The organism is Bradyrhizobium sp. MI1.4 (assembly GCF_055811315.1).
On sequence record NZ_JBVVPP010000012.1, the window covers coordinates 12,641 to 37,221 of the forward strand.

At 56.1% G+C, this 24,581-nt stretch carries 21 protein-coding genes; 5 read left to right on the forward strand and 16 right to left on the reverse strand.

All coding sequences use genetic code 11. The features are described 5' to 3' along the window. Positions 1 to 172: 172 nt before the first annotated feature. From AC0L23_RS16075 to AC0L23_RS16085, 3 genes are all read right to left on the reverse strand, one after another. Complete coding sequence (locus tag AC0L23_RS16075; RefSeq protein ID WP_473357117.1) at positions 173 to 559, reverse strand: hypothetical protein; 387 nt, start codon at positions 557 to 559, stop codon at positions 173 to 175. A 467-nt stretch (positions 560 to 1,026) separates the two neighbouring features. Then, positions 1,027 to 1,365 (reverse strand): H-NS histone family protein, encoded by a 339-nt coding sequence (locus tag AC0L23_RS16080; protein ID WP_473357118.1) that lies wholly within the window; start codon positions 1,363 to 1,365, stop codon positions 1,027 to 1,029. 745 nt (positions 1,366 to 2,110) lie between these two features. Beyond that, positions 2,111 to 2,329 carry a hypothetical protein gene (locus tag AC0L23_RS16085; RefSeq protein WP_473357119.1) on the reverse strand — a complete coding sequence of 73 codons (219 nt, stop codon included), beginning with the start codon at positions 2,327 to 2,329 and terminating at the stop codon, positions 2,111 to 2,113. Positions 2,330 to 3,395: 1,066 nt separating this feature from the next. On the opposite strand from AC0L23_RS16085, the gene AC0L23_RS16090 reads away from it, so the two are divergent. Further along, positions 3,396 to 3,722, forward strand: a complete 327-nt coding sequence (locus AC0L23_RS16090; protein ID WP_473357120.1) for a PilZ domain-containing protein — start codon at positions 3,396 to 3,398, stop codon at positions 3,720 to 3,722. Positions 3,723 to 3,841: 119 nt separating this feature from the next. On the opposite strand, the gene AC0L23_RS16095 is transcribed toward AC0L23_RS16090, so the two are convergent. Beyond that, positions 3,842 to 4,036: a hypothetical protein gene (locus AC0L23_RS16095; RefSeq protein WP_473357121.1), complete on the reverse strand. Its 195-nt coding sequence runs from the start codon at positions 4,034 to 4,036 to the stop codon at positions 3,842 to 3,844. A gap of 133 nt (positions 4,037 to 4,169) precedes the next feature. Further along, positions 4,170 to 4,430, reverse strand: coding sequence for a hypothetical protein (locus AC0L23_RS16100; protein ID WP_473357122.1), 261 nt, complete (start codon positions 4,428 to 4,430; stop codon positions 4,170 to 4,172). Positions 4,431 to 5,008: 578 nt separating this feature from the next. Between AC0L23_RS16100 and gmd the strand changes: the two genes are divergently transcribed. Beyond that, positions 5,009 to 6,100: a GDP-mannose 4,6-dehydratase gene (gene gmd / locus AC0L23_RS16105; protein WP_473357123.1), complete on the forward strand. Its 1,092-nt coding sequence runs from the start codon at positions 5,009 to 5,011 to the stop codon at positions 6,098 to 6,100. Positions 6,101 to 6,211: 111 nt separating this feature from the next. Here gmd and AC0L23_RS16110 read toward each other — a convergent pair whose 3' ends face one another. The 3 genes from AC0L23_RS16110 to AC0L23_RS16120 form a co-directional block, all read right to left on the reverse strand. Next, positions 6,212 to 7,519, reverse strand: coding sequence for a WcaI family glycosyltransferase (locus AC0L23_RS16110; RefSeq protein WP_473357124.1), 1,308 nt, complete (start codon positions 7,517 to 7,519; stop codon positions 6,212 to 6,214). A gap of 61 nt (positions 7,520 to 7,580) precedes the next feature. Continuing rightward, positions 7,581 to 8,555, reverse strand: coding sequence for a GDP-L-fucose synthase family protein (locus AC0L23_RS16115; protein WP_473357125.1), 975 nt, complete (start codon positions 8,553 to 8,555; stop codon positions 7,581 to 7,583). A gap of 740 nt (positions 8,556 to 9,295) precedes the next feature. Next, the gene (locus AC0L23_RS16120; RefSeq protein WP_473357126.1) at positions 9,296 to 10,231 is read right to left on the reverse strand and encodes an ABC transporter substrate-binding protein; all 936 of its coding nucleotides are present in this window, start codon (positions 10,229 to 10,231) and stop codon (positions 9,296 to 9,298) included. Positions 10,232 to 10,673: 442 nt separating this feature from the next. Here AC0L23_RS16120 and AC0L23_RS16125 point away from each other — a divergent pair, with 442 nt between their 5' ends. From AC0L23_RS16125 to AC0L23_RS16135, 3 genes are all read left to right on the forward strand, one after another. Next, a complete protein-coding gene (locus AC0L23_RS16125) occupies positions 10,674 to 12,041 on the forward strand; it encodes an undecaprenyl-phosphate glucose phosphotransferase (protein WP_473357127.1) in 1,368 nt (455 codons plus the stop codon). 30 nt (positions 12,042 to 12,071) lie between these two features. Beyond that, the gene (locus tag AC0L23_RS16130; RefSeq protein ID WP_473357128.1) at positions 12,072 to 12,800 is read left to right on the forward strand and encodes an FkbM family methyltransferase; all 729 of its coding nucleotides are present in this window, start codon (positions 12,072 to 12,074) and stop codon (positions 12,798 to 12,800) included. Positions 12,801 to 13,225: 425 nt separating this feature from the next. Further along, positions 13,226 to 13,879, forward strand: coding sequence for a glycosyltransferase (locus AC0L23_RS16135; protein WP_473357129.1), 654 nt, complete (start codon positions 13,226 to 13,228; stop codon positions 13,877 to 13,879). Positions 13,880 to 13,897: 18 nt separating this feature from the next. Here the strand turns inward: AC0L23_RS16135 and AC0L23_RS16140 are convergent, their stop codons facing one another. The 8 genes from AC0L23_RS16140 to AC0L23_RS16175 form a co-directional block, all read right to left on the reverse strand. Next, positions 13,898 to 15,283, reverse strand: a complete 1,386-nt coding sequence (locus AC0L23_RS16140) for a hypothetical protein (RefSeq protein ID WP_473357130.1) — start codon at positions 15,281 to 15,283, stop codon at positions 13,898 to 13,900. A gap of 60 nt (positions 15,284 to 15,343) precedes the next feature. Next, positions 15,344 to 16,654, reverse strand: a complete 1,311-nt coding sequence (locus AC0L23_RS16145) for a hypothetical protein (protein WP_473357131.1) — start codon at positions 16,652 to 16,654, stop codon at positions 15,344 to 15,346. Positions 16,655 to 16,895: 241 nt separating this feature from the next. Then, the gene (locus AC0L23_RS16150) at positions 16,896 to 18,158 is read right to left on the reverse strand and encodes a glycosyltransferase family 4 protein (RefSeq protein ID WP_473357132.1); all 1,263 of its coding nucleotides are present in this window, start codon (positions 18,156 to 18,158) and stop codon (positions 16,896 to 16,898) included. Beyond that, a complete protein-coding gene (locus tag AC0L23_RS16155; protein WP_473357133.1) occupies positions 18,155 to 19,450 on the reverse strand; it encodes a polysaccharide pyruvyl transferase family protein in 1,296 nt (431 codons plus the stop codon). Before AC0L23_RS16155 ends, AC0L23_RS16150 begins: the two co-directional genes overlap by 4 nt. Next, on the reverse strand, positions 19,447 to 20,622 hold the full coding sequence (locus AC0L23_RS16160; RefSeq protein WP_473357134.1) for a glycosyltransferase: 1,176 nt from the start codon (positions 20,620 to 20,622) through the stop codon (positions 19,447 to 19,449). The genes AC0L23_RS16155 and AC0L23_RS16160 overlap by 4 nt, the downstream gene beginning before the upstream one ends. Then, complete coding sequence (locus tag AC0L23_RS16165) at positions 20,619 to 21,971, reverse strand: lipopolysaccharide biosynthesis protein (protein WP_473357135.1); 1,353 nt, start codon at positions 21,969 to 21,971, stop codon at positions 20,619 to 20,621. Before AC0L23_RS16165 ends, AC0L23_RS16160 begins: the two co-directional genes overlap by 4 nt. Continuing rightward, a complete protein-coding gene (locus AC0L23_RS16170) occupies positions 21,961 to 22,905 on the reverse strand; it encodes an aldo/keto reductase (protein ID WP_473357136.1) in 945 nt (314 codons plus the stop codon). Before AC0L23_RS16170 ends, AC0L23_RS16165 begins: the two co-directional genes overlap by 11 nt. Further along, on the reverse strand, positions 22,905 to 24,467 hold the full coding sequence (locus tag AC0L23_RS16175) for an FAD-dependent oxidoreductase (RefSeq protein ID WP_473357137.1): 1,563 nt from the start codon (positions 24,465 to 24,467) through the stop codon (positions 22,905 to 22,907). Before AC0L23_RS16175 ends, AC0L23_RS16170 begins: the two co-directional genes overlap by 1 nt. Positions 24,468 to 24,581 lie beyond the last annotated feature (114 nt).

The following is a 24,581-nucleotide window of genomic DNA, read 5'->3' on the forward strand; positions in this document are numbered from 1 at the left end:
TGTTTTCAGGCAACCCCCACTAACTGGTGGTTCGGGAAAATACCCGATCGACGCGACGATATTCCGTCTCGGCAACTTGGCAACGAATGTCACTCGTTAAGCTTGATGCTCGCGAGACGCGTTAAACCTGGAACTGTCGACAGGAATGAATCTGCACCGCGAGGGCGGCTACCTAAACGAACGCACCCGATCGAAACAGCTTTGAATGCTGGAGGCGCCCGACCACGAACATAATACCGCAAACATTCTTTGCGAGTTGCAGCCACTTCTTTAGAGCTGTGGAGAATAGTGAATAATAGGAGAATTGAGAGCGCCGAGCGCATTTAATCCGACGCAGTGAGTCGGAGACCCTGAAGTGCCGGACATTTGGTTTCCACTTCTCGCGACCGTCATCGTCGGCACACTGCTTTTCCTTGCGTTCCGACGATAGCCCGCCGTGTGGCAATGAATCCTCAGCTGCGGCTGAAATCGCGGTTTCCTGCGCGATGCCTTTGACTGTGCATGAACGGGAAGGTTCACTTCCAAAACAGGAGGCGAACGTGAACAGCTGGTTGGTCATTTTTCTAATTGTCTTGAGCGCTGGCATTATAATCGCACACGCTATCGACGCGATGCGCTCCTGAATCCCCGGACGCCACTTGTCGAGTTTGCTTGGATTTCGTAACGAAGCACAAAATCGTGCACTGACTAATCGTAAGCGCTGCTCCGCGCGAAATAGGCCGGCTGAGAGCTGAGGCTTCCTGCATCGCCCGTTAAGGCCAGGCAGACTGGTGGGTCGAGAAGCAAGGCAGAGGAACGCATTTTTGTTTTGGCAATAGCGAGGCTAAGGCTGCCTTCGCGCAGCTATGCAAGTCGCAAAGCGTTCATTGTTGAGATGCCTAGCGGCCGAGTTTGATCTCTCAGAGAGAAGCACGTGCGCCGCGAGCCAGACAGCGAGACCGACATCCGAGCGCGGGCTTGCGCCTTGGCCTCACGATCTGTGGCCTCGCACGATCTGACTTTCGGCAGATGCCATGACCTGGGCGATCAGGTCGACTGCCGCTTCTGATCAAAAGCTGAGACAATGAGGAAATCATCCAGCTTGCGGCCGCCTCGAAGTTGCGGCTTGAGCCATCGCGGCACCCTGCCCCGCCCCGACCAGGTCTCCGTCGGGTTCTTCGGATTCCGGTACTTTGGACGAACGGGCGGGTATTGGCGGCGCTTACGCTCAAACCGGCTGGCTTCGTGACCCATTCCGATCCGTCGCAGCCGTTCCTCCAACTTGGCTTTTTCCGCCAACATTGTGTCGCCAAGTTTGGCGGTCACCTCGTCGTGAATTTTCGAAAGCTCGTCAAGCGAGAGCAACTTCAGATGATCGATGTTCATAGCTCCATCCCGGGTTCTAAGAGCATTAATCAAGCCCAAGCAGCGGACAAGTCACGACCTGAACAACGGTCCCGCAATCCACATTTAATTGCAGCAACCAGCAGTGATGAAGGCAAGAGAGCGGTAATACCGTGGCGAGCGCGAAAAACCCGCGGGGCATTTAATTCGCGCACCCGGTTGGGATCCTAGATACTGCACTGCCGCCCTTTGGCAACCCGGGCACCGCGCTCCCCTCCAATTTGCAAGCAGATTGGCGGGCCAAGTTCTACGGCCGACCACATGGTGGCCTGAGGAGCGCCTGCAATGAAGCTCTCGTTAGAGAGCCCCTTCGCGGATCCTGAGACGGTAGCCAGCGAACTCCTCGAGCTGGCCGCTGGCGTCGAGCCGTGCTGGACAGCATCTACATTGAGCCCTTGCTCTTCCGGCTCGGCGGCACTGCTCGTGAGTTCGGTGCGGGCGTTGCCTATCCCAATCGCAGCTAGCTGGAAGAGCATGAGAGCGGCAGTTAGGTGCGCCTGCTGAAGTCGCGCGAGGACGTGCTGGCCGGATAGGAACCAAGCCGATTCTTCGTTCTTTATTGTTGCCTGGATTCCGATGTAAGGCCGGGCTCAACTTCCCCAGCCTTGAGCCTGGGTCGCCTCCGAACCTTGTGGAATCAGTTTCGATGCTCACGCTCCGGTCGGCTGCTGCCGCCATCAAGGCATTCGGAGAACGCCTCGAACAAACCAGTCGCGATCCCGCCTGTTCACGCCGGCGGGGCGCCATCAATATGCGAAACACCGATGTTTTCGCAGATTGAGACGAACGCTCTCTTCGCCTCAGCGTCCTCAAAGCAAAATCGTGCGCCTTGGACTTCGCGCTCGATCCAACAGCCGATTTTGTTTGCCCGCGAAATGCGCGATGCCTCGCCGCGCAACTGATCCAATTGCCTTCCATAGGCCCGAACGATCACACAATTCGTCATTCCCTTATCCCCCAAAAAAGCCCCGCGCTAACTAGCCCTGAACGCAAGAGTCCTTCCGACTAGTCATCGCGCACGCGCGGTGAGCTATCCCTTCAAAACGCCAGAAAGTCATGGAGTGAGTTGCTCCGCAGCGATCGCACGTCAATCGCTCCTGGCCGAGCATGTAGCGCCCGCGGATTGCGGAAGCCGCATTTTTGCAAGATGGACAAATCAACAAAAAATTGCGCATACGCCAGCGCATCACCAGACCACCCAACACCTTCGACGCCCCTTCGTGAATCAGGTATCTCGCTGACGAGGACCTTAGCGAAACTTTGCACGCCTGAATGTTCGATCGCGAACACAGGAACCGGCCTGCGCTTGCCCAGAGCGTGATGGTATCCTTTCCGAAGGCTGCTAGGGTAGTGAGAAGCCGTGTTCGATGCCGCCCTCGCGGCATGCTGAGCGCTGAATTTCCGCTCAGCTGTTCATCCTCAGATAAACCAAAGATCACTGGAAGACGCAGGTCGCTATCGCCGCGATTGGCGGCGCATCGCGGACATGCCCGTAAATCTTGAGCGTCTTCCGGCCCTTCGTTTCTCCGCTTGTTCCACCCGGCCGCGAAGGCTCTGAAGCTCTGCCAATTGCGAGCTGAGCGACCATATGCGTTTACGCAGAACCGAGATGCGGCCGAGCACCAGAGCACGATTACACATTAGCGCCCCCTACTGTGATCCATCGTTTCAGAACAATCATCATCGGGTCGAAAAATAAATCAGCGTCAAATCCACGCAGATACTAACACAGGTTCATGAAAACGATGTGAAACACCCCACAAACGCTGCAAAACTCAAATCTTTGAACGCCTCGTCAATCCTCCATCATTAATCGGACGCTGAATTAACTATTTGATCCGATCGAATTTTAAAGAGACAATAATACTGCTTGTTAGCGGATCCCGCGGGGACCATCAATATGCCATCTCCGGGACGTCGGCGGGACCGGAAAAGCTGACTTCGCAGAAGCGCGATCGCGATCACCGCGATCGTTCGATGAGAGTTTGCCTTTCCATTTGGAGGATCTCGCCATGAGCGAACGTCGTGCCATGCAAAGGATACCGATCAACCGGGCCGCGCAGCTGTCATTTAGCGGATTGAATGGACGCCATCCATGCGTGGTGCGCGATGTCAACGTCCGAGGAGCCTGTATCTCAACGCCTTACTACATCTTTGCCAATGAATTTGCGCTCTCGTTCGATGGCCATCGTGGAGCCGTCACGTGCCGCATCATCTGGAGAAAAGCGACACTTTGCGGCGTATGCTTCGTCGCGAGCCGCAGCTCGCCGCACCTAGCAAGCGGATCAGGCGGCGCGACAAACGTGGTGCGACTTGACCGTCAGGCCGATCGCGGGTGAGAGCCTGGTTACCGCGCCAGTCTCAAATGAGCGCGCTTCAGGATCGGCGATACATTCCGGCAGGCCTGTGCCGCGGCGATAGGGCAGGAGCCGTGCGTCGAAGCTGAGCGGACATGCAATTAGATTTCAACTTGAGCCTCAGTGGCCATCTGGAGCGACGACGAAGAAAGGCGTGCCGATGCCGATTGCTCTTCGGTCAGGCGTGTCTCAATGTACTGCCGTTCAACCTCGGTTAGTGTGGTTTGGAGAAGGCGCACATAACGCTCGATGTTCTTCCGATGTGCGCGCAAACGGGATAGCTTATCTTCGATCATCTTCCATCCCTATTAAGACGGACGCAGTCAAAATAACTCGAATAAATATAAACGTTCTGCATTAACCACAATTAAATGTCAAATAGATCTTGGCCGCAAGTCTGCGAGTTCACAATGTCGAGCCGCCGGCCCGTCAAGAAGCCGCACAAAAAATCGGCTGCACTTCAGCCGGCAGGAGAGCGTGCACCACGCCTTTGTGTTCGACTGGCGCGTGGTCGGATGAGGACGTCACCTTCTGCACCACAAACAGGATCGCGCTACAAATTGGCACGCAGAGATGATCCATGTTCGATGAGCTGTGTTGCGGCGCCAAGCTTTCCTCGCGCTTATAAGCTTCAAAGCCGGGCGAGTTGACGCCGGCCGATGACTCCGCGTGATGCGGCTGGTCGGGCATCGCCGAGGTATAAACCTTGCTTCAATGGTGTGCAGCGGTTGCCTGACAATTGTCATAGCACTTTCACTGCAAGGCCGATATAAATCCGGATGCAGCCAGAGATGACATGGCGAGCTTGATTGATCAGACATGCCGTCTGCATGCTCGCGATAGTGAATTGCGTTGACGGCCAGCCCGAAAGCTGAATCTCAAACGTTGACATCACCGCTGTCATTCTCGCAGTTCTGCATTTAATATCCTGAGGACTGCCAGCGACGATGATCGCCGGACTCGTGACTTCGCCCCGCAAACCAGCGTTCGCGAGAACTTGCTCAGACCAATCAGCGGTGAGCATCGGCATAGCGGCGAGAGATCGGCTCTCCAGTCCTGTGACGCAGGCGAGTAGATATCACTTGCCGAAGGCAATTGCGGCGACTACGCGCTTACAAGTGCCATTGCTCCTGAGATCCGGCTGGTCCAGCTCGGCCCTCCCGACGGGCTGCAAGAAGGCTGTTAATCTAAGCGCGGGTTTCCGGCAATTTCACCCTCCCTAATCAAGCTAATTTCATGTAAGCACGAGTCTCAAATTCGGGATTGATATGACAAAGAAACGAGCACTTATTACCGGCGTCACTGGCCAGGACGGCGCTTATTTAGCTGAACTTCTTCTGCAGAAAGGATATGAGGTCCACGGCATCAAACGCCGGACCTCCCTCTTCAATACGGATCGCATTGACCATCTTTATCTTGATCCCCACGAGCCCGATCCGCCGTTCCGCCTCCACTACGGAGATTTGACGGACTCCTCCAGCCTCATTCGGATCGTCGGCCAAGTGCAGCCGGACGAGATTTACAATCTCGCTGCGCAAAGCCATGTGGCCGTGTCGTTTGAGGAGCCTGAATATACCGCGAATTCCGATGCGCTGGGCACGCTGCGGATTCTGGAAGCGATGCGCATAGTGGGGCTCGAGAAGACGGCGCGCTTCTATCAGGCGTCGACTTCCGAATTGTACGGCCTGGTTCAGGAAATCCCGCAAAAGGAGACGACCCCCTTTTACCCGCGGTCCCCTTATGCGGTCGCCAAACTCTACGCCTATTGGATCACGGTGAACTATCGCGAAGCGTACGGCATGTACGCCTGCAACGGCATTCTGTTCAATCACGAATCCCCGGTTCGCGGCGAGACCTTTGTCACCCGAAAGATTACGAGAGCGCTTGCGCGAATCCATTTGGGTCTGCAGGAGGGCCTGTATTTGGGCAATCTCGATGCACTGCGCGATTGGGGTCATGCCCGCGATTACGTCGAAATGCAGTGGTTAATGCTGCAACAGGAGAAGCCCGAAGATTTCGTTATCGCTACCGGCGTACAGCACTCCGTGAGAGATTTCGTCAATATTGCAGCGAACGAAGTCGGGATACAGATCCGCTGGGAAGGCAGCGGTGCCGATGAGAAGGGCTATGACACCTCTACCGGAAAATGCATCGTCTCGGTCGACCCCCGCTATTTCCGTCCCACAGAGGTCGCAACTCTCTTGGGAGATCCATCGAAAGCCAAGCAGAAACTTGGATGGGAGCCAACGACCTCCTTCGAAACGCTGGTTCAGGAAATGATGAAGGAAGATCTCGAATCCGCAAAGCGAGACGAACTGATCAAGCAGCACGGATTCAGATACTTTCCGCGGCACGAGTGATCCTAACTTAGATCAGCTCGTCACAACGAGCGTCCAGACGGTAAGCGCGCATCCCGGCGCTCACCTTCGGCCGCTCTTGTTCGTCAGCAGACGCAGTCGACGCCAGACGCCTCAGGGCAACCGCACCGCATCCTCCACTGGAAGTCCAATGCTGTCGTTGGCGCTTGTCGGTCCGATACTTTTCGGCCCTGCCGATTGGCGCTCGTCCGCCATGACTTCCGACCACCGACGAACAATTGTTTGTCGGTCCCACCGATCAAGGGCGCGCTTTCTTCCTTCCTCCCCGTAATGCTCGCGGAGGGCGGATGCTTCACTAAGCTCGCAAATTGCGGCTTGAAGAGCGGACGAATCTCCAGGTGGAATCACAAGGCCCGCGCCGATGACTTCCGCCGCAAGCCCCGTACCCTCTTCGGCCATGGCGATGACTGGCCGAGCGGACGCGAAGATCGCGCCAAGCTTGGAAGGCAACACCAGATCGGCCGCCTCCGCCTTCTGCGGAATCAGGTGGAAATCTGCAGTTGCCAACAACTCGTTGAAGCTTTCCTTGGGCTGAAGCCCGAAAAAATGGATGTTGGGATGCCCAACGGCCATTTGCTCGAGCCTCGTCTTATCGGGTCCGTCGCCGGCAAGAATAAACCGAATATGTGGATGGCTTTGCTCCAACCCGATCGCGGCCTCGATCACGAAATCAAGCCCTTGCTTCTTCGACATCGTTCCGGAGTAGAGCGCAACGATGTCGGTCTCGCCAAGCTTGAGCTGCTCGCGATATTTCGTCATCCGCGAAGCGGGGCAGATCGCCCGGGTATCAATCCAATTTCTGACCTCAACTGCTTTATCGAGGCCCACGCCTTTGAGGATCAGGCGATCCATCATCGGCTGAGAGATCGTCGAAACATGATCGAAGGATTTGAGGATCGCTGCTTCAGTTCTAAGCATCCATTTGCGCAAGAAACCGTTGCGCAGCAGACCAAGATCGAACGCTGCATCGACCTCGAAATCCTGGATGTGGAGCCACGATTTGGCGCCGACCCGACGAGCGACGAACGAGACGAAGGCAGCCGACATCAGAGACGGGGCTACCGCGATCATGACGTCTGGTCGCCAGGAGAGCGCATTCGCGAGGGCCGGCACTGCGCTCGAGAGTGCGAAGGAGGCATGATGGATAAGTCGCTTCGCCCCTGACGGATGTTCAGGCACATAGATCGGCGTGCGCGTGACCCGAACGCCATCGATATGCCTCGTTCTAAAGTAAGAACTACTAAAGCGGTGCGGGATCTTCCAGGCGGGATAATACGGCGGAGCCGTGATCACCCTGACCTCGTGACCTTCGGCGACGAGGCTTTCGCAGAGCTCGCTATTGTATTTCGCCACTCCGATCAGATCGGGGGCATAATTGATGCCGACCAAGAGAACACGCATAGAGGCCCCGCCCAGATCAAAGTTCAGAATAAAAGATTATCTTACAGCCCAAATCGTCTACTCAGCGCGTTGCGCTGACTTCCAGGTGACGTCCGTAGCCCTTCAAAAAATCGGCGTAGGCGGCCGCGAGACCGGCCCGCAGAGCAACGTTCGGCCGCCAGCCAAGCCCTCGAATTCTCGAGCTATCGAGCAGCTTGCGCGGCGTCCCGTCAGGCTTCGACGTATCGAACGCAAGCTCGCCTTGATAGCTCACGACCTCCGCGACTGCCGTTGCAAATTCGGCGATCGACAATTCCTCGCCACTGCCGACATTGATCGGCAGATCGCTGGAATAGTTCTTCAGAAGGAAGACGCAGGCATCGGCGAAATCGTCCACGTTGAGAAACTCGCGAAGCGGCGTGCCGGTGCCCCACACGGAGACGCTGGGTGCGTTAGCGATCTTGGCTTCGTGGAAGCGCCGGATCAGTGCCGCCGGAACATGGCTATGATCCGGATGATAGTTGTCGCCGCGGCCATAGAGATTGGTCGGCATTACCGAGATGAAATCATCACCATACTGCCGACGATAAGCCTGGCACATCTTCAGGCCGGCAATCTTGGCGATGGCGTACCACTCGTTGGTCGGCTCGAGTGGCCCCGTCAGCAACTCGCTTTCGGCGATCGGCTGCTTGGCGTGTTTGGGATAGATGCAGGACGAGCCGAGAAACAATAGGCGCTGCACGCCAACCATGTGACTTGCGCGGATCACGTTCAATTCCAGCGCAAGGTTATCGCAGAGAAAATCGACCGGGAAATTGCTATTGGCTGCGATACCGCCCACCTTTGCAGCGGCGTGAACAACGGCCTCTGGGCGATTTGCCTCGAGCCATTTCAGCGTGGGCTCTTCCTTGGTGAGGTCCAGCTCACGCCGGTCGGCCGTCAGCACGGTGCAGTTCTCTAGGGCAAGCCTGCGGACGACAGCTGATCCGACCATGCCGCGGTGACCCGCGACGAAGACACGTTTGCCCTTGAGATCGTAGGTTGAAACCCCTGTCATCGTATCCTCTACCAGAGTCCGGTTTGGCCGGCCGCCGCATTACGCAGTCACGCTGCCGATGCAGCGCCGCCAAACCGGTAACACAATCTACACCATGCGACAGCCTGTGCCGGCCCGACGAAGATATTCATGGTGAACCTGCGCTGCGCGCACAAAAGGTCAGCACACAATGAAACAAAAACGAGCAAGGCAGTCGCACCAGCTGTGCGGCTGCCTTCGGACATCGTTGAAAAACGACAGTCGCCGCGAGCTACCTCAACCTCAGTACGCCCGGCGCAGGACGGGACCGAGAGGCGCGCAAACCCGATCCATATACCAGCCATAGGGCGTCTCGACCCGCACCAGCGGGCAACGGCGCCACGGCGTGTACCGATATGGGTAGGGTTGTGCCCAGAAGGTAATGGGTGTCACCTGCCCCTCACCCGTAAGCAAGGCCGCAGGTGCCGGCATCTGCATCGCGGCGCTCGCTCCGCTCGCCGCGCTGAGCGTAATAGTTGCGGTCAAAAAGCCCGCTCGCATCAATGTCTTAAACATCCCAAAAAGTTCCTTGCCCCTGCGGATTGATCCCCGACTCGCGCTTGTCAGACCCCAGCCGACCAACGTCACGATGGGTGAGCCACTCCGCGACTAGCCCAAATGGTGAACCGAATTGTACCAAGGCCACCGGCGGAAATGCAACTCATGCGGGGCGGCCGAGGGACTTTTGGGACGACATGGCACACGACTGTGGCTTCTTGGTCCTATTTATCCTCACTCCATGCGCCTGGAGCGGCAAGATCGGGTGAACGGCGGTACACATCTCGAAGGAACTGGTAGTTGACCGTCTGAGCCAAAGGCACGTCTTCCTCGCCCAGCTTCGCAAAGAGCAGGATATCCCGGAGCGTCCGCCAGCGGCTTTCGTCGTAGTCGCCGATGCGGCCGCCTGTCGGAAGCACGAGGGGCCGCTGCTGCTGCAGCTCGAACCTGAGCCGTACGGGATTCAGAGCGCTCGGTCCGGTACCGGCGAGAACAGGCACGCTCCGTGCATAGTCAGCGTAGGTGAATTGCCATCCTCGGATGAGGCCCTGAAGGACGTCGGCGATCATGGATGGCTGTTCATGGACGAGAGCAGTGCTTGCGAAGTAGACCAAGCCAGGAACATGGATTCCGTAGTCTTGCGGCTTGATGACATTCAACTTCATGGTATTCGAACTGGCCGGATCTGGTTGCGCATCGATTGCGGCAATGATCGCATCCACCTCCCCGGCCCTGAGAGCCTCGAAACTGTCGCGATCGGGCACCTTCGTGATTTGGCTTCGAGGCAGTCCAAGCTGCGCCATCATGGCATCGAACACCACATCGCCCTCACTCGCCCTGCGGTATCCGATCCGTTTTCCGACCAGATCAGCCGGCCGCCGCAGGCCCGAGCTTTCGAGAGTGAAGATCGCAACGGAGGTATCGAGAAAGCTTGCTGCAAACGCGGTCACGGGAACGCCGCGCCAGCTTGCCAGGAGGAACTTCTGGCCGCTCGTCACGCCGATGGCATGTTGACGTGCAATGGTTTGGACGAAGTCCGGGTCGGGTTGGGCCGCCACCTCAATGCGGGAGGAGAAATATCCCTGCCTGGATGCAGCGAGTTCGCCGCCGAAGCGCGCGCCATATGGCCCGTCCAGGAGGAGCTTGACCGCTGCGCTCAAGGCTGTCGGGGCTCGTACTGGCGCCGCATCGGGGCGAAGCAGAAGCAGCACTGTCCCGGCCAAGGCGAGGACAGCAAGGGCAACGGCGAGGTAACGCTTCCCTCTCGACGTCGTCCGCCGCCGGGACTGGGTTCGAGGCAATGAGATTTTCCTAACGGATTGTGAAATTGAACATATCAGCCGGGGCGAGATGGACTACAATGCAACTTATCAGGTAAGGTTAATTTTCCCTTCGCCTTGTTTTAACAGCGATTTTGACCGATAGCACGGCTTCTTCGGTAAGGAATTTTGCGTCAGTGGATTTGGCAGGATGACATTTCTTTCCACTCGACCGGTGCCCGTCCGTGATTCTGCGACGGAAATTGGTGTGGTCGAGCCATTTGCAAAAACAGCTAAAGGGTATGCTCCGCGCTGGCTGCGACCTTTGGTCGTGGAGCGGGGGATGGCCGTCGTGGATGCGGCGCTGATCGTGGTCAGCGGGATCGGCTGCGCGGTCGGCTATCACATCGCGACTGCGGGCGCGCTCGGCAAGGCGGACGTCTATGCGGCGGCCAGCGTGCTGGTTGCGATCAATTTCGTCCTGCTGACCGTGGTGCAGCACAGCTACCGTCTGAAGAACATCACGAACTTGGCCCGCACCTTCCGGCTGACGGTGACGACGTGGACCGGGCTGTTCGGCGCGCTGCTGGCGATCGCCTTCACCATGAAGGTCAGCGAGGAGTTTTCCCGCGGCACCACGCTCTCGTTCTACCTGGTCGGCCTCACGGTGCTGCTGGCCTGGAAGCTCGCGGCCGGGCGCTGGACCGCCAGGGCGCTCGCGACCGGCGCGTTCGCCAACAGCCGCGCGGTGATGATCGCCGAATTCGGACTGCCGGCGGCGTCCAACACCATGATGGACCTCGCCCAGCACGGCTATCGCCTGATGCGGATCATGGAGATCCGCTCCGCCGACCTCGCCTCGCCGCTGCTGCTGTCGGCGATCGCGCCGCGCTTTGACGAGCTGATCGCCTATGCGCGCGAGAACCGGGTCGAGCACATCTTCCTGCTGATGAACTGGAGTCGGCAGCACGCGATCGACAGCATCCTGGACGCGCTGAAGATCCTGCCCGTTCCCGTGCATCTGGTGCCCGATGCCCACGCCGCGCGGTTCCTGCGCTATCCGCTGCAATCGACCGGCAACACCTTTACCGCGGAGCTGCGCCGCGCCCCGCTGTCCCGGAACGAACGCGCCCTCAAGCGCACGCTCGACCTCGCCGGCACGGCCCTGGCGCTGATCGTGTTCGCCCCCGTGATGCTGGTGACCGCCGTGCTGATCAAGGCGACCTCGAAGGGGCCGGTGTTGTTCCGCCAGACCCGTAACGGCTTCAACGGCCGCGCCTTCAAGATCTACAAGTTTCGCACCATGCGCGTGCTCGAGGACGGCCCGAAAATCGTGCAGGCGCAGAAGAACGACCCGCGCGTGACGGCCATCGGCAAATGGCTGCGCAAGACCTCGATCGACGAGCTGCCGCAGCTCTTCAACGTGCTCAAGGGCGACATGTCGCTGGTCGGCCCCCGCCCGCACGCGGCCGCCCACAACACCGAATATGAGCAGATCATCGGCAACTACGCCTTCCGCCACCACGTCAAGCCCGGCATCACCGGCTGGGCCCAGGTTAATGGTTACCGCGGAGAAACTCACACGCTAGACCTGATGCAGAAACGCGTGGAGTATGATCTGTGGTACATCAATAATTGGAGCTTGTGGTTGGATGCGAGGATTGTGGTAGCAACGGTGATGGTCACCTTCGCTCGCCCCTCGGCGTATTGACCGAACTTTCCTTCCGCTGAGCCTTGCCAAATGAATCTGCTTCTCATCCGCATTCGCAAACTGCTCCACGCAGCAGGCTCATCGTCCGGTCGCCGCGCACTCAAGTTGGGGGTTGCTGCGAGCATCGAACACAGCTCAGCTCTTCGCGATGTCGAATATCGAACTGTTGTCGACATCGGAGCAAACGTCGGTCAGTTCGCATTGTTTGCACGTGAGCAGTATCCCAAAGCGAACATCTTTAGTTTCGAGCCCCTGGACGATTGCTGGAGTACATACAAGAAGATATTTCAAGATGATGCAAATGTTCACCTCTATCGATGCGGAATTGGATCAGCCGACACTGAAGCAACCATCAACGTAGCGAACGCAAACGACTCCTCCTCGATGCTTGCGCCGGCAGCCACACAAATTGAAGCGTTCGGAACGGAAGTGAATACGACAAAGAAGGTCGAACTTCGTCGACTGACTACTCTCTTGCAAGAAGATCAGATCGTTTTTCCCGCGCTCCTCAAGATCGATGTTCAGGGCTTCGAACTCGAGGTGCTGCGCGGTTGCGAAGAACTCCTCCCGTCGTTTGATACCCTCTACGTCGAAGCGTCCTACGTGGAACTCTACGAGGGCCAAGCGCTGGTCGGCGAAGTTATCGATTTTCTTAACCATCGTGGCTTTGAGCTCCGAGGCGTCTTCAACCAGCACGTCGACCCAACGAGAGGCCCACTCCAAGCTGACTTTATGTTTAAGCGGGCATTGCCCTCGTGAACTCAAACGACGAATTCATAGTGGCAATCGGTCAGCTACCGCCGCCCGTAACGGGGCTGTCCTATATTACCGCCCGCATGATCGATGCCATCAAAGGCAGTCACGACGTTCGTACAGCGAATATCGCGCCTGACCCTGGGCAGACGGGATCATCAAAGCACATCCATAGAGCGCTTCGGGTACTCACTGCGGGCACCATTCTGCTGAGACATACCTTTAGGACCGGTCGTCGCTGCTACCTCGTTTGCGAAGGTGATTGGGGTTTGGCGTACATTATATTCCTCGCCGCCCTAGCTCGGATCTGCCGCTATCCGACTGCTCTGCACCACCATAGCTTTGCCTACATCGATCGCCCAAGACTACTTCTGCGCCTGCTTCTGGGTGCCGGCGGACCGACTCTTACTCACGTATTCTTGTGCCCTATCATGAGCACAAAATTCGCAATGGCTTATGGGATCGAACCGAGGGCTTGCATCGTTTCAAACTCGGCTTTTGTCGAGCCGGACTGGGATTTCCAAACGCCGACCGGACCACTGACTATCGGACTTCTCAGCAATCTTACGAAAGAGAAGGGACTTCATACGTTCTTGAAGCTGGTAGAGTCAGCTCAGGCGCAAGGTCTTTTGGTGAGAGCAATCCTTGCCGGACCCGTTGCAACTGAAACCGATCGCAGGTTGGTGGAGAGCGCAACTCACGACTTACGCGATGTCCTTGAGTATCGCGGACCTCTTTACGGATCATCGAAAGATACATTTTATCGGGACATAGATATTTTCGTGTTTCCGACCCAGTACTCGCACGAGGCCGAACCGACGGTTGTATTTGAAGCTTTGTCGGCGGGTAATCTCATCATTGCATTCGATCGCGGATGCATAGCGAGCCAAGTTGGATCGAATGGGCTGATCATTCCGGCAAATTCAAACTTCAACCAGGATGCAGTCGACTATCTCCGAGAAGCGGCGAGGCATTTGACGGAACTCCGCAGCAAACGCCATTCTCGCGTTGACGCATACGGCGCCGTTCATGCGTCCAGTTCTGGAGTCGCCAAGCAGTTGTTCCGCAATCCGACTTGCAACTGAGGCCTATTTAGTTGGCCTTTAGCCATTGGGACGCAATGTAGTCGCCCTCGAATAAACTTGTCTCGGGCGAACCACCATCATCTCCCGTTGCAGTCTGATCCTTCCGACAGCGATTAGGATAGAAGCAGCGATCATCGAGAAGGCCCAGAAGTACACCACCGTCACTCCGCCATCTCGCAAGATAGTTTTGAAATAGATGAGGAATATCCAGAAGAAAGAAAACAAGAACGGGCTGGTCGTCCTTACTGCCGCGTCATAGAGACGACTCTGGACCACTCCTAAGAAGAACATCATAGGGATCAATGAAAGGAACCCGTAGACCATATATACGTCGACATAGAGAGTCGTAGTCATCGACGAGAAATTTCCATACTCGTTGAGATTCACGATTGACGTGAAAACCGGCTTGTCCGGCCACAGCTGTCGGGGGATTGGCCAATATAGTAGCCGAAGATATTGCGTGCCATAGGAATAACCCGCCCGTTCGTCGACAACCATTGCTGCTACGGTCGCGCTATCGAACTCAACGACGTCCATCGAACTTTTGCTACCGCGATCAGCCACGTAGGACGTCCATATTGACGAAATATCGGCATCTCCAAGCACAACCCGACGCACCACGTAGCGATCATGTCCGACGATGTCGAATAACAGCCCGCCGAACAAGACTCCAACGATGATCAAAGCACCTGGATATCGCCTGCGAGCCTCAATGAGCGACACAAAAAATACGCTGACAAGAACGACGACGAACGAAAGCCGCTGTGCACCAATGTACATCCGAAGAGCGACAAAGGCGGCCATGAAGAAAACAGAGAGCGTCCTGATCGACCCCTTGCACAGATACAGCACGATGCAAATGATGGGAAGAAATTCAGCGAGTGCCAGGGTGTATCCAGATATGCCAACGAGACGCTGTCCGCCCTCGGCGTCCCTCGTGACCTGAAACCCATTGACCGACTGGAGCCCCGCGTCGCCGTAGGCTCGGTAGGTGCCGTAAAGCCCGGCCGCGCCCATCACAAAGACCGCGACGTAGAACGCAAGAGGCCGCAGGACAACAAACCGAACGGGAGCGATAGCCGGAATGATGCTCTTGGCACGCTTTGCAAACGCAAACCCAAGGAACGTGGCAACGAGAGCAACATTTGCGATCGCCGTCACTCGGACGATGTCCTCAGAAGTCGGTGTAATTCCGACGCGCAGCCAGATGAATGATTTTCCGTCCAGATAGATCAGAAGCGGCCGAACGATAAATCCGACGAAGTGGTAGAGCAGGTAAATCACGAAGGGATGATAGACCGGAGCATGCCAGACTTTGACAACCACGAAGCCGATCGCGAGCCACACAACGAAATTGAACATCGCGGCATAGATCAGCGGTGCATCTACGAGATTTTCTACCATTTCAGCGCTTTCGATAAAGTCAAATGCTAACTCTTATTGGAGGTGTTGGGCGGAATGCGCCTAAGGCCCGCGTGTAATGGAGATGTTGGACGTATCATCCAGATTTCCGCGTTGAGATACGAGTCGCGCAAAACGAACCTGTTGCGCGGATTCATCCAACTGAATCTTTATCGTGACGTCCTTGATCAGGTTAGGAACGCTTTCTCCGGCAGTAATGGAGACAACGCAGGGCATGCTTTTTTTGCGACAGCGCGCCGAAATGTTAAGGATCACATCCGATATCCGCGGATAGACCTTCGTCGACAGGGCCAGGAAGCTATCCGTTATATCAATCCGGCCTCTCACCCAGCTCCCAATATATACGGGACCGCAATCGATCACGTTGATATCCAGATCAAGCCACGGAATCTCTCCCGCGGAAAATTGCGTCGGCTCATTTCTGGAGTTGCCAGGTATCTTGCTCGGCCGCGCTATTCCTCCTTGAAGCCCGCCCATCGATCTACAATTTTCGAAAGTACAAGCTATCAATCTTCCATGAGCGCCGGTCCAGCCCTCCCAGCCCTGGTTGCCATCAAAAAAGTAGCCCCTTTCGATATCCAAGTTCGTCCCGCACGGATTGAGAATATCCGCGTTAGTTTGCCCCATAACAACGTCCCGGCCGGTGAGCGCCCCATGATGAGCGCCGCCCTGATAGAACACCTCTCCCCTAAAGCGTACGACTTTGGAGCGAACCAGGGTCCAGTCGCCGGTCGCCCGATCGTTTTCGGCCCAAAGGCCCTTATGCGTGAGGTCCCAGCCCTCTCCGGTCGAGACATCGGCCGGATAGCTATAAACGTCGGTCCGATCGCATCCGCCATCTAATTCCATGTCAGTGAGCGTCACCGACGGTAGCTCTGAACGGTCTGAATGAGGCGATCGCCATCCCTTCAAGAATATACCTGCTCCTCGCCAGACCTTCCCGTTCACCGTTTGCCACTTGGAGTGAAGTTCCTGGCCATCCTGGCTTCGAAACAGGATTCGGGTCTTATCCTCACGTCCGACGAAGGCGATCTGACCTTCGACGACGATCGAGTGACCGTCGTATGCATTGTTGTTGTCAGGATTGCTCGTCCGCTGTGGACACCAGACAGCATAAGCGCGCTGATTGAACCGCACCGTTCCGGTGCCGAATGTCTCTGCATATTTTATGGCACGTTGAATGGCCCCTTGATCATTAGCACGTCCGTCTCCGACCGCGCCGAACGCTTCAACAAAGACCGTTTCAGGACTTAGACGGAAGTTTCGGCCGTCTGCGACAGTGAAGGTTGCCGAAGGGTATGTAGCCAAGAAAGCCGCATCAATGCGCGGGTCGCATTCGAAGACCAGACTCACGGGAATTGGCCCGTCCCCGAGACATTCTATTCGCGTCACTGACGAGGGTATTTGCGCACCGCGAACCTGACTGATCGGAAGCAATCGCTTGGGCCACTCTTCAGAGCACGCTGGTCCAGCCAGCCACACCCTTCCGGAGGCCAGTCCTGCGAGTACAATTCGTCGGTCTACGGGCTTTAGCATGTTTCGCGCTCTTTGCCTTACCTGAATTCATAATGAAACTCTGGACGCTTCAGCCAGGCTAGAACGGTCCATCAAGCAAGGATGCGATCGACGACTGATAATGCGCGAACGTATACTTCTGAGCTTCGCGTTGCGCGGTCGTCTTGAACGAAGCCAGCCTCTCACGATCGGATATCACTTCCATCACCGCTGATTGGAGAGCTTCTTCTGTGAGTTCGGGCAACATTATCCCCGTCTCGGGCGTGACCGCCACGCCGGCATTTTTTGATTGAATAAGCGCCAGTCCGGAAGCCATCGCCTCCAGAAGCACGAGAGCGGAGCCCTCGAAATAACTGGGAAAGATCAGAACGTCTGCATTCCTCATGATGGAAGGAACATCCGCACGAGGGACAGTCGGTCGGTAGGTGAATCGTTCTGAATACTTCGAGAAGATCGCTTTGGGCACAAGCATATCTCCAACGATCTGCACAGTAGCCAGTTCGCGTGGAATCTTTTCGAACACCTTGAGGATGAGATGAATCCCCTTCCGTACACCGGCCTGACCAAGAAACAGGAACCGAACGGGCCCGGACCGGGGGGTATCGTCAGTCCGGTTGAAATTCCCGAACAAGTGCTCATCAAAGCAATAATTCAAGACGCGTAGCCGGCCACCCACCGAACCGTCGGACGCATGTTTCCTCACCGAATCCGCGGCAAAAGGCGATCCCGTCAGGATCACATTCGCCAGGCTATACTCCTCGTCGTCGCGTTCGATGCGGTCGGTCGGTATTCGGTATGAATTGCTGGAGAAGAATTCCGGATGAGTCTCATATAACTCATCCATTATGAGATTGTGCTCCCTCCCGTCGCCGATGGTCCGATCGAGAATGCAAGCCCTTCCGGCGGCTTTCGCCGTCCGAAACGCTTGGACCGACGAGCTGCTATACCCCCACAAATCAAAGCTCCGGGAGGACTCGATTTCTGATCTTAGTAAGTCTGCAAATCTTGCATTTCCGAACTGATCAATCTTTTTCGAGAGCTGACGAAATCCGGCGCGGTAAGCCAATCGCTCTATCCACTCAGAAACTCCAACGGTCTTAACGAGGTCAGTATCAAGAGCTGGATTGCTGAATCGACGAAATTCGTAATGCACCCTTTCTCGGAGAGGCGAAGGCATCATCCGTTCAATCCGATACGGCCACCGATCCGGCTGATAGAAGATCGACGTCGCGTAAAATTGAAGCCGTCCAAGCCGCTGCAAGGCGAGCGCAGTCTGCCACGAATGCTGCGTCCCCGGGTGAAAGACAGCGATCTTGTCCGCAAACGAGGATCCGCCAATCACGAGACGGCGTCCTTCAGTTGCGTCTCTCTCTCGGTGTCCAGAACCCGAGCCAGGGCCTCGCCGAAGTGCATCTTTGTACTCCTGTAGCGATTAACGGCTTCATTTATGCGGGCAGATACAGCTTTCTCTTGCTCCAGGCTCTCCGCGACTAAGCGGCTCAAGGCATGGCGGTCCATAGATACAATATCGATCGCCAGATCTTGCAAGCCCAGATCCTTCATGATGAACTCCGTCTTCGGCAGGTACGAGATCGCGGTTAACGGCCGCGCCTCCATCATCGCAAAAATGCACGAGTGAAATCGTGTTCCGACGAAGATTCGCGCTCGTCCGATTGCCGCTCGAAGGATTTCAGGCTCGGTTTCCGTCTTGTGGACGAGAACATGCGCGCCACAACGGTCCGCGATCCTTTGAGCTAGATCCAGATCACTGGCTACTTGATTGAAGACGATGGTCCTCAGCCTGTGCTCACGATGCAGCTTATCAAAAATATACACCAAGCCGTCCTCGTACTTGGTCCTGTCTTCGGCCGGATTTGCCCCGTGGGGAAATGGCCAATCGACAACAGTTGCGCCGACGAACTGCTCACCTTTTTCTAAACCAATATCCTGCAGAAGCTGCTCGATCTCGGATCTATTCTTGGTCACATGCAGATTCCAGAAAGCGCTATCACCAGTTACCACTACCTTTTCCGGATCAATGCCTAGCTCTGCGATGAGAAACTGCTGAGAATAGCCTTCTCGCACGCACATCAGCGCACAGGCCGACAGGACAAAGCGCGTCATCGCAGCTCCAAGCTTCGACTTCACCGGTCCAATGCTCTGTGGAGCCAGAACAGTTTTGGCTCCAACCAAAGTTCCAAAATGGATGTGCAGTAGCGCAATGACGTAGGACAAATTGACGTCGTGGATATATCCACCAGGCGCACTGATTACGAAGTCGGCAGCCTGATAAGCCATCACCGTCTGGCGCTGGCTCTGCGGAAGGATTTGCGCGAACCCGAACAGGCCGGTTGCACACGCAATCCAGGCCACGAAAAGGTACACGAGTTGCTCAAGGCGTCCCAAGGGGCCCGAAAATCGCGAGGAATTTCCGATACGGTCACTCCACTCTACGCCTGGATGCGCGGCTTGTGCAGAGGCAACACCTTCGAACAATATGCCCATGATTTTGGCGCCCGGATCGACCGTTCGAATCTGTTCGATGCATTCGTCCAACAGGACCGAATCCCCCCGGTTAGACCGGCCAAATGCATTGACGATTAGGTATTTTCGCCCCATCCCGCTCTCGCTCATGTACCTGAACGTCCCTCGACCAATCTCGCCACTCCAGCACTAAACCGGGGCAGGTCCCATTGATCGATTGTATTGGTTGCCGACAAGGACATTGCATTTCTCAAACTCTTGTCGGAAAGCAGCTGCCGCAACAAACCTGCCGCAATCTCGACCTCGCCAGGAGGGACTACAAATCCCGACTTGCCGTGCTTTACGATTTCGCCAGCAACGCCACACCGGCTGGTTACGATGCAGGGGATCCCCAAGGCCATCGCTTCGTTCACGCAGAGGCCCCATTGATCGTACTCTGATGTCAAGAGCAGGGCCTCGGATCTCCGATAGAAGATCGGCATGATGCTGTTCGGAACGTCTCGAAGGTGACAGATCATTTCGCCGATGCCGAGCTGTCTTGCCGTCTCTGAAATCGCGGCTTCTTCGGGTCCCGCTCCGATGAGCATGAAGCGAACACCGTGCTGTGGAGCGCCGCTCGCCACATATATCCGCAAAGCCACATCAACCCGCTTGCGACCGACGAGCCGGCTGACACAAATGACATATCGTTCGGGCAAGATGCCTTTACGGAGAAGGAACGGAGCTCGCCGTTCCAGTTTGGCACCCCGAGCTCGAAAGAACGCGTTGTCGATTACGTCATAGCCGATTTCAATCGGGCCGCTCATCCCAAGCGATCGAAAGTACGAACGGTGTCTGGCGCCCGCGACGAGTGCGCCATCGAACAGGCGAAGCAAGCCGGCCTTGATCCATTCGGACCAAGTGCTGCGTTCCTGGTCATCCGCTTTGCTGTCCGACATGAAAAATATTGGTAGGCGGTGCACTTTCGCAAACAGTAGCGAGATCAGTGCCAAGTCGTCAGAATATCCGATCGTAAAAATATGGCTTGGTTCAAGTCGCTTTAGGGCACGCCAGAGGGCAAGAGCTCGCTTCCGCTTGCTTGCGATCTCAGGAAGTTTGATACAGCGGATGCCTGCTTTGATGGCTGCAGCTCTTCGCTGCCGGTGGGCATAGAAGGAGGATGATCTGGAAGCCTCAATAGCGACCAACTCGTGGCCAGCCAAATGCAGCTCTTGCTGGCAACGGGAAAGCCTGCTCGCATGATAGTCACCAATGTGCTTGATGACGAAGCAAACTCGATGAAATGCTGGGGGTAAAAGCTGGCCTCGATTGGCTGAAATCAATGCCAGAACCTCAATCGAGTTAGACCGCCTGCCAAATAGCCCGCAATCGCCTGCAATGGATCGTCCGGTCGGTAGAACAGCGTTTTCGCCTGCTTCACGATGACCACGCACATGATAAAATCAAGAACCACGACTGATAGGGCGGCACCAGCTGGTCCTATTAATCGGGAGCAGACAAAAGTCATCGGTATCGTTGCCGCGCTAAGAAAGAGGAAGGGTAAAGCAAACCCTGCATGGCGGTTGATCGCCAAAATCAAGTTCGATAGTGGACTCCAAAAGCCGCCCAACACTACCGTCAGCGCCATCAGAGCGACCAACTCTCGGCCGGGAATGATGAGTTGGCGCGTCCAAAGGGCTATTAACTGCGGACCGAACAGAATGAGTACAATAGCAAACGGCAGCGCGACAGCCAGCGCCACGGACACAGTTAACAGAACGATGAGAAATTCGCTCCGTCGGTCCTTCCTTGCGACGGCTGCTGAAAACTCGGGCATGATCGCGTGTGTGAGCAACTGTGTGAGCTGAATCCCTATTCGCGAGAAGGTTCTTGTCGCGGTGAAAACGGGTACGGCCATGCTGGAGAGAGCGGCTCCGAGAGCGAGGGTTGAGCCCTGAAGGAACGCCGCCTGTCCAAGCGGGACAGCGAGAACCGCTAGAGCTGGCTTGAGGAGACCAAGCGCCTCCGCCCGGTCCGCTTTTTCGAAGCCTATCTTCAGCCAAGGAACATTAATCCTCAGGAGCAGGTTCTGGACCAAAAGCGCGAAAATGCGCGCCGCGACGAGCGTTGCAGCAGCATATTCAGGCCCATAGCCTAGGATAACCACGACGACCATGCACACGTTCTCGAACAGAATCGTATTCGCAGACCAAAACGCGCCCAGCGCAAACAGGCCGGCACACCGGAAGCCAGCCATGAAAATGCTACCTTGAAGAGAAACGACCGCGTACGTGATCAACAGCGAAAGCGTAAGACGCGACGAATCGGGCGTCATTGACGAGAAGCTTGGCCACGCTACAGAAGGGATACTCCAGACGATCAGCAGCGCGCCCAGGACTGCGAAAAGCGATGACGTCAAAATGACTGCCCAAGCACTCTGGAACACGCGAACGGTATCAGCGTGCATTCCGCGTGCGGCAAGCATGGTCATCTGATTTCCTGCAGCAGTCGCAAATCCCAAATCGCTCACTGAAAGGAAACTTGGCACTGCTGCAAGAATGACCCACGCACCATATCCTTCTACCCCCCAGTGCACGGCCAGGACGGGCACGACGAGAAGCTGCACTCCGGCAATAACAAGCTTATCGTAGACGTTTGCGGCCACGCCAACGGTAACACGCTTAAGATTCACCGGCATCCTCCTTCGAAAGGGATAGCGTGCGCAGCACTGCGGCAACACCGATGGAGTTTTCGAGAAGACACATAGCCTCGACAAAACCTCTCACCCGCTCGTGGCTGGTCGAAGCGAATATTAGCTTGGCCGAGGGAAAGGTAGCGTGCAAGACAATGAAAAAGATTGCGATCTCGAGCGCGGTTAGATCCAGACGCGCCGATCTCGCGAGTGGCGCTGCTATTCGGCTCAGTTTCGCGCCAAACGCAGCATCAGACTTCTGCAATGCAAACCCAGCACTGGCAATAGTGTGCAGGAAGTGAGTTTTTGAAAGACCCGTGGCGTCGAGTTGGAGATCAGATGGCCGGGCTGCAAACTGCGGTACAAAACCGGAAGGAAGAAACGCATCAAAGCCGCGATCGAAGTACTGGCCACTTGCGTACCCAATTTCCGTTGCAGCACCCCGCCCCTTCTCCTGCTCGAGAACCTCGATGGCGGGTCGTATCAACTCCAAGGCAGGAGCTTCGTGCAAGAACAAATAGTCCAGCCGATCTCGGCGCAGACGGCCGCGGGTCTGATCTAAGGACTCCCTCATTGCTGCAGGCGAGAAGTCGAATCTATGCTGGTGGGCGAATACTCGTGTAGGCAGTGGAGCTGCGGCCGGACCGGGGAGCTTTAGGCGCGCCGGCATGAAGCTCTTGAGAGCACTCGCGTAAGTGCGGAGAATCGCGTGAATTGGCCGAACTGAACCGACTTTGGCGGAAATGAAGACATCACTTACCCCCGAAACGACATCCCCCACAACGGCTTCCGCCGTTCCCATGCCATAGGATGGTGCGGTGTCAAAATGGCGGATACCTACACGCAAGCAATATTCGATTAAGCGAGCTGAGCTTCGAGCATAGGCCCCGCCCTTTAGTCTGGCGCACCCAAAGACGATCTGTCCATCCAACATCAGAGCTGCCCAAGAGATTTTGCCAGCCTCAAACCGAAAGCTATCGCCGTCAACGTGGGATTTGCGAAGCTTCCGGAAGGAAAAGTCGCGGCCCCAGAGACGTAAAGATTGTCCGTGCCGAAAACCTTCAGATTCCGATCCACGACAGCTTCTTCGGCATTTTCGCCCATGCAAGCACCTCCCATATGGTGGTAGGAATCATGGCAGCTGGTCAAAAAGCTCTGATCCTCATCGAGGATGCGAGGATCAATGTGAATCTCGCCCAAACCTGACGCTCGAAATTCCGCATCGATTGCTTTGCAGACCTCGTTAGCAGCTCGCATTTCCCGGCCGTCAAATGCCCAGTGCAGAGCAATCGGAGCATCATCTGGGTGCTGCGACGCATCGAGCCTCATGTAGCTCGCCGAGGTGGGAATTTGCTCGATTTCGAGGCCGAGGAATGCGCCCTTATCGAGCAAGCTGGTTGAGCGGCGTTCGATCAAATACCGCCACGCAAGCGGGAGCAAAATGCGAGCCATTTTGCTCGCATCGTTCGCTGCGGCCATCGATTGCCGCCATTGCGACAAGTCAACGATCCGCCGCGCCAGCACAAGCCCATCTCGAAGCATCGAACCTGCGCTATTGGGCGTGTTGATCGTGCCGACACAATTCGCAATCATTAGCCTCTCGGAAAACTCATTGGTCGTGCGAATTTTCACGCTGTATTTGTGTCGGTTATAGAAAACGTGATCGAACAGGTCGCGCAGCCGCGTCTGATTCTGCACAGTGATCGCCCCTGCAATCCCGTGCAAATGGTCGATAAAGAATTTTCCGATGTTTCTGTTATTTTGAAGTGGGGATCCTGGAGCTTCGACGGCGCGCAACAGGAGACGAACCGCCTCAAATGTGCCGTTAGCGAGAACCAGCTGCCGGCACGTAAGGCGGCGAGTTTCGCCACCAGCAGTGGCAATTTCAAGTGCGTGAACACGGCCTTTTTCGAACAAAAGGCGCCTTACTTCCGATTTTGTAACGATCCGCGGCCCCTTCGGATCATGCAACCAGCGCCGAAAGAGCTGGCTGAAGTCAGGCTGGGGCAGCCACAGATTCATTCCCAACGTAAGGTCTTTTCCAAATTCAGACGGTCTCTTTGTTACAAGTCGCCAGACTCGTTCCGTGTCCTGTAGCCCCTCTCCGACGCCCAAGATCTTGAAAGCCTCACTGAAAAACGGCTGGATCTCGGTATACGGTACTGGCCAGCGTTTCTTGCCCTCGTAAGCGCGGCTCTCAAAATCTCTTGCTTCGAACGGGACCAATTGTCCGCCCCAGAGACGAGTTGTGCCGCCCAATGCTTTCATTCTGCCTTGGAGCAGACCCCGATGTTGGAAGCCTTGATTGATCCCTTCATTCAACTGCACGTAGTCAACTCTGGGAGACGTATCGCCTGCCTCCAGGACGACGACAGACTTGCCAAGCTGTGCCAGCCGAATCGCCAAGGTGAGCCCGATGGCTCCGGCGCCGACAATTGTGACATCGCTCTCAAATTGATCAGCATTGCCAAGAAGCTGGGACCCGTCGACGATCATGGCTCAACTCATGATGCCGGAATGATGTTTGCCGAAGTCGGCCATACGAGCACGGAAGATCTGAACACTTCCTCGTTCTCTCCGCGAGACGCCAACATCGTCATACGCGTCCCC

What these genes read in the sequence shown, in the direction of transcription:
- AC0L23_RS16075 (WP_473357117.1), bottom strand. Translation starts at nt 559, where the DNA reads ATGACCAACCAGCTGTTCACGTTCGCCTCCTGTTTTGGAAGTGAACCT.
- AC0L23_RS16080 (WP_473357118.1), bottom strand. Translation starts at nt 1,365, where the DNA reads ATGAACATCGATCATCTGAAGTTGCTCTCGCTTGACGAGCTTTCGAAA.
- AC0L23_RS16085 (WP_473357119.1), bottom strand. Translation starts at nt 2,329, where the DNA reads ATGACGAATTGTGTGATCGTTCGGGCCTATGGAAGGCAATTGGATCAG.
- AC0L23_RS16090 (WP_473357120.1), top strand. Translation starts at nt 3,396, where the DNA reads ATGAGCGAACGTCGTGCCATGCAAAGGATACCGATCAACCGGGCCGCG.
- AC0L23_RS16095 (WP_473357121.1), bottom strand. Translation starts at nt 4,036, where the DNA reads ATGATCGAAGATAAGCTATCCCGTTTGCGCGCACATCGGAAGAACATC.
- AC0L23_RS16100 (WP_473357122.1), bottom strand. Translation starts at nt 4,430, where the DNA reads ATGCCCGACCAGCCGCATCACGCGGAGTCATCGGCCGGCGTCAACTCG.
- gmd (WP_473357123.1), top strand. Translation starts at nt 5,009, where the DNA reads ATGACAAAGAAACGAGCACTTATTACCGGCGTCACTGGCCAGGACGGC.
- AC0L23_RS16110 (WP_473357124.1), bottom strand. Translation starts at nt 7,519, where the DNA reads ATGCGTGTTCTCTTGGTCGGCATCAATTATGCCCCCGATCTGATCGGA.
- AC0L23_RS16115 (WP_473357125.1), bottom strand. Translation starts at nt 8,555, where the DNA reads ATGACAGGGGTTTCAACCTACGATCTCAAGGGCAAACGTGTCTTCGTC.
- AC0L23_RS16125 (WP_473357127.1), top strand. Translation starts at nt 10,674, where the DNA reads ATGGCCGTCGTGGATGCGGCGCTGATCGTGGTCAGCGGGATCGGCTGC.
- AC0L23_RS16130 (WP_473357128.1), top strand. Translation starts at nt 12,072, where the DNA reads ATGAATCTGCTTCTCATCCGCATTCGCAAACTGCTCCACGCAGCAGGC.
- AC0L23_RS16135 (WP_473357129.1), top strand. Translation starts at nt 13,226, where the DNA reads ATGAGCACAAAATTCGCAATGGCTTATGGGATCGAACCGAGGGCTTGC.
- AC0L23_RS16140 (WP_473357130.1), bottom strand. Translation starts at nt 15,283, where the DNA reads ATGGTAGAAAATCTCGTAGATGCACCGCTGATCTATGCCGCGATGTTC.
- AC0L23_RS16155 (WP_473357133.1), bottom strand. Translation starts at nt 19,450, where the DNA reads ATGAGCGAGAGCGGGATGGGGCGAAAATACCTAATCGTCAATGCATTT.
- AC0L23_RS16170 (WP_473357136.1), bottom strand. Translation starts at nt 22,905, where the DNA reads ATGTTGGATGGACAGATCGTCTTTGGGTGCGCCAGACTAAAGGGCGGG.
- AC0L23_RS16175 (WP_473357137.1), bottom strand. Translation starts at nt 24,467, where the DNA reads ATGATCGTCGACGGGTCCCAGCTTCTTGGCAATGCTGATCAATTTGAG.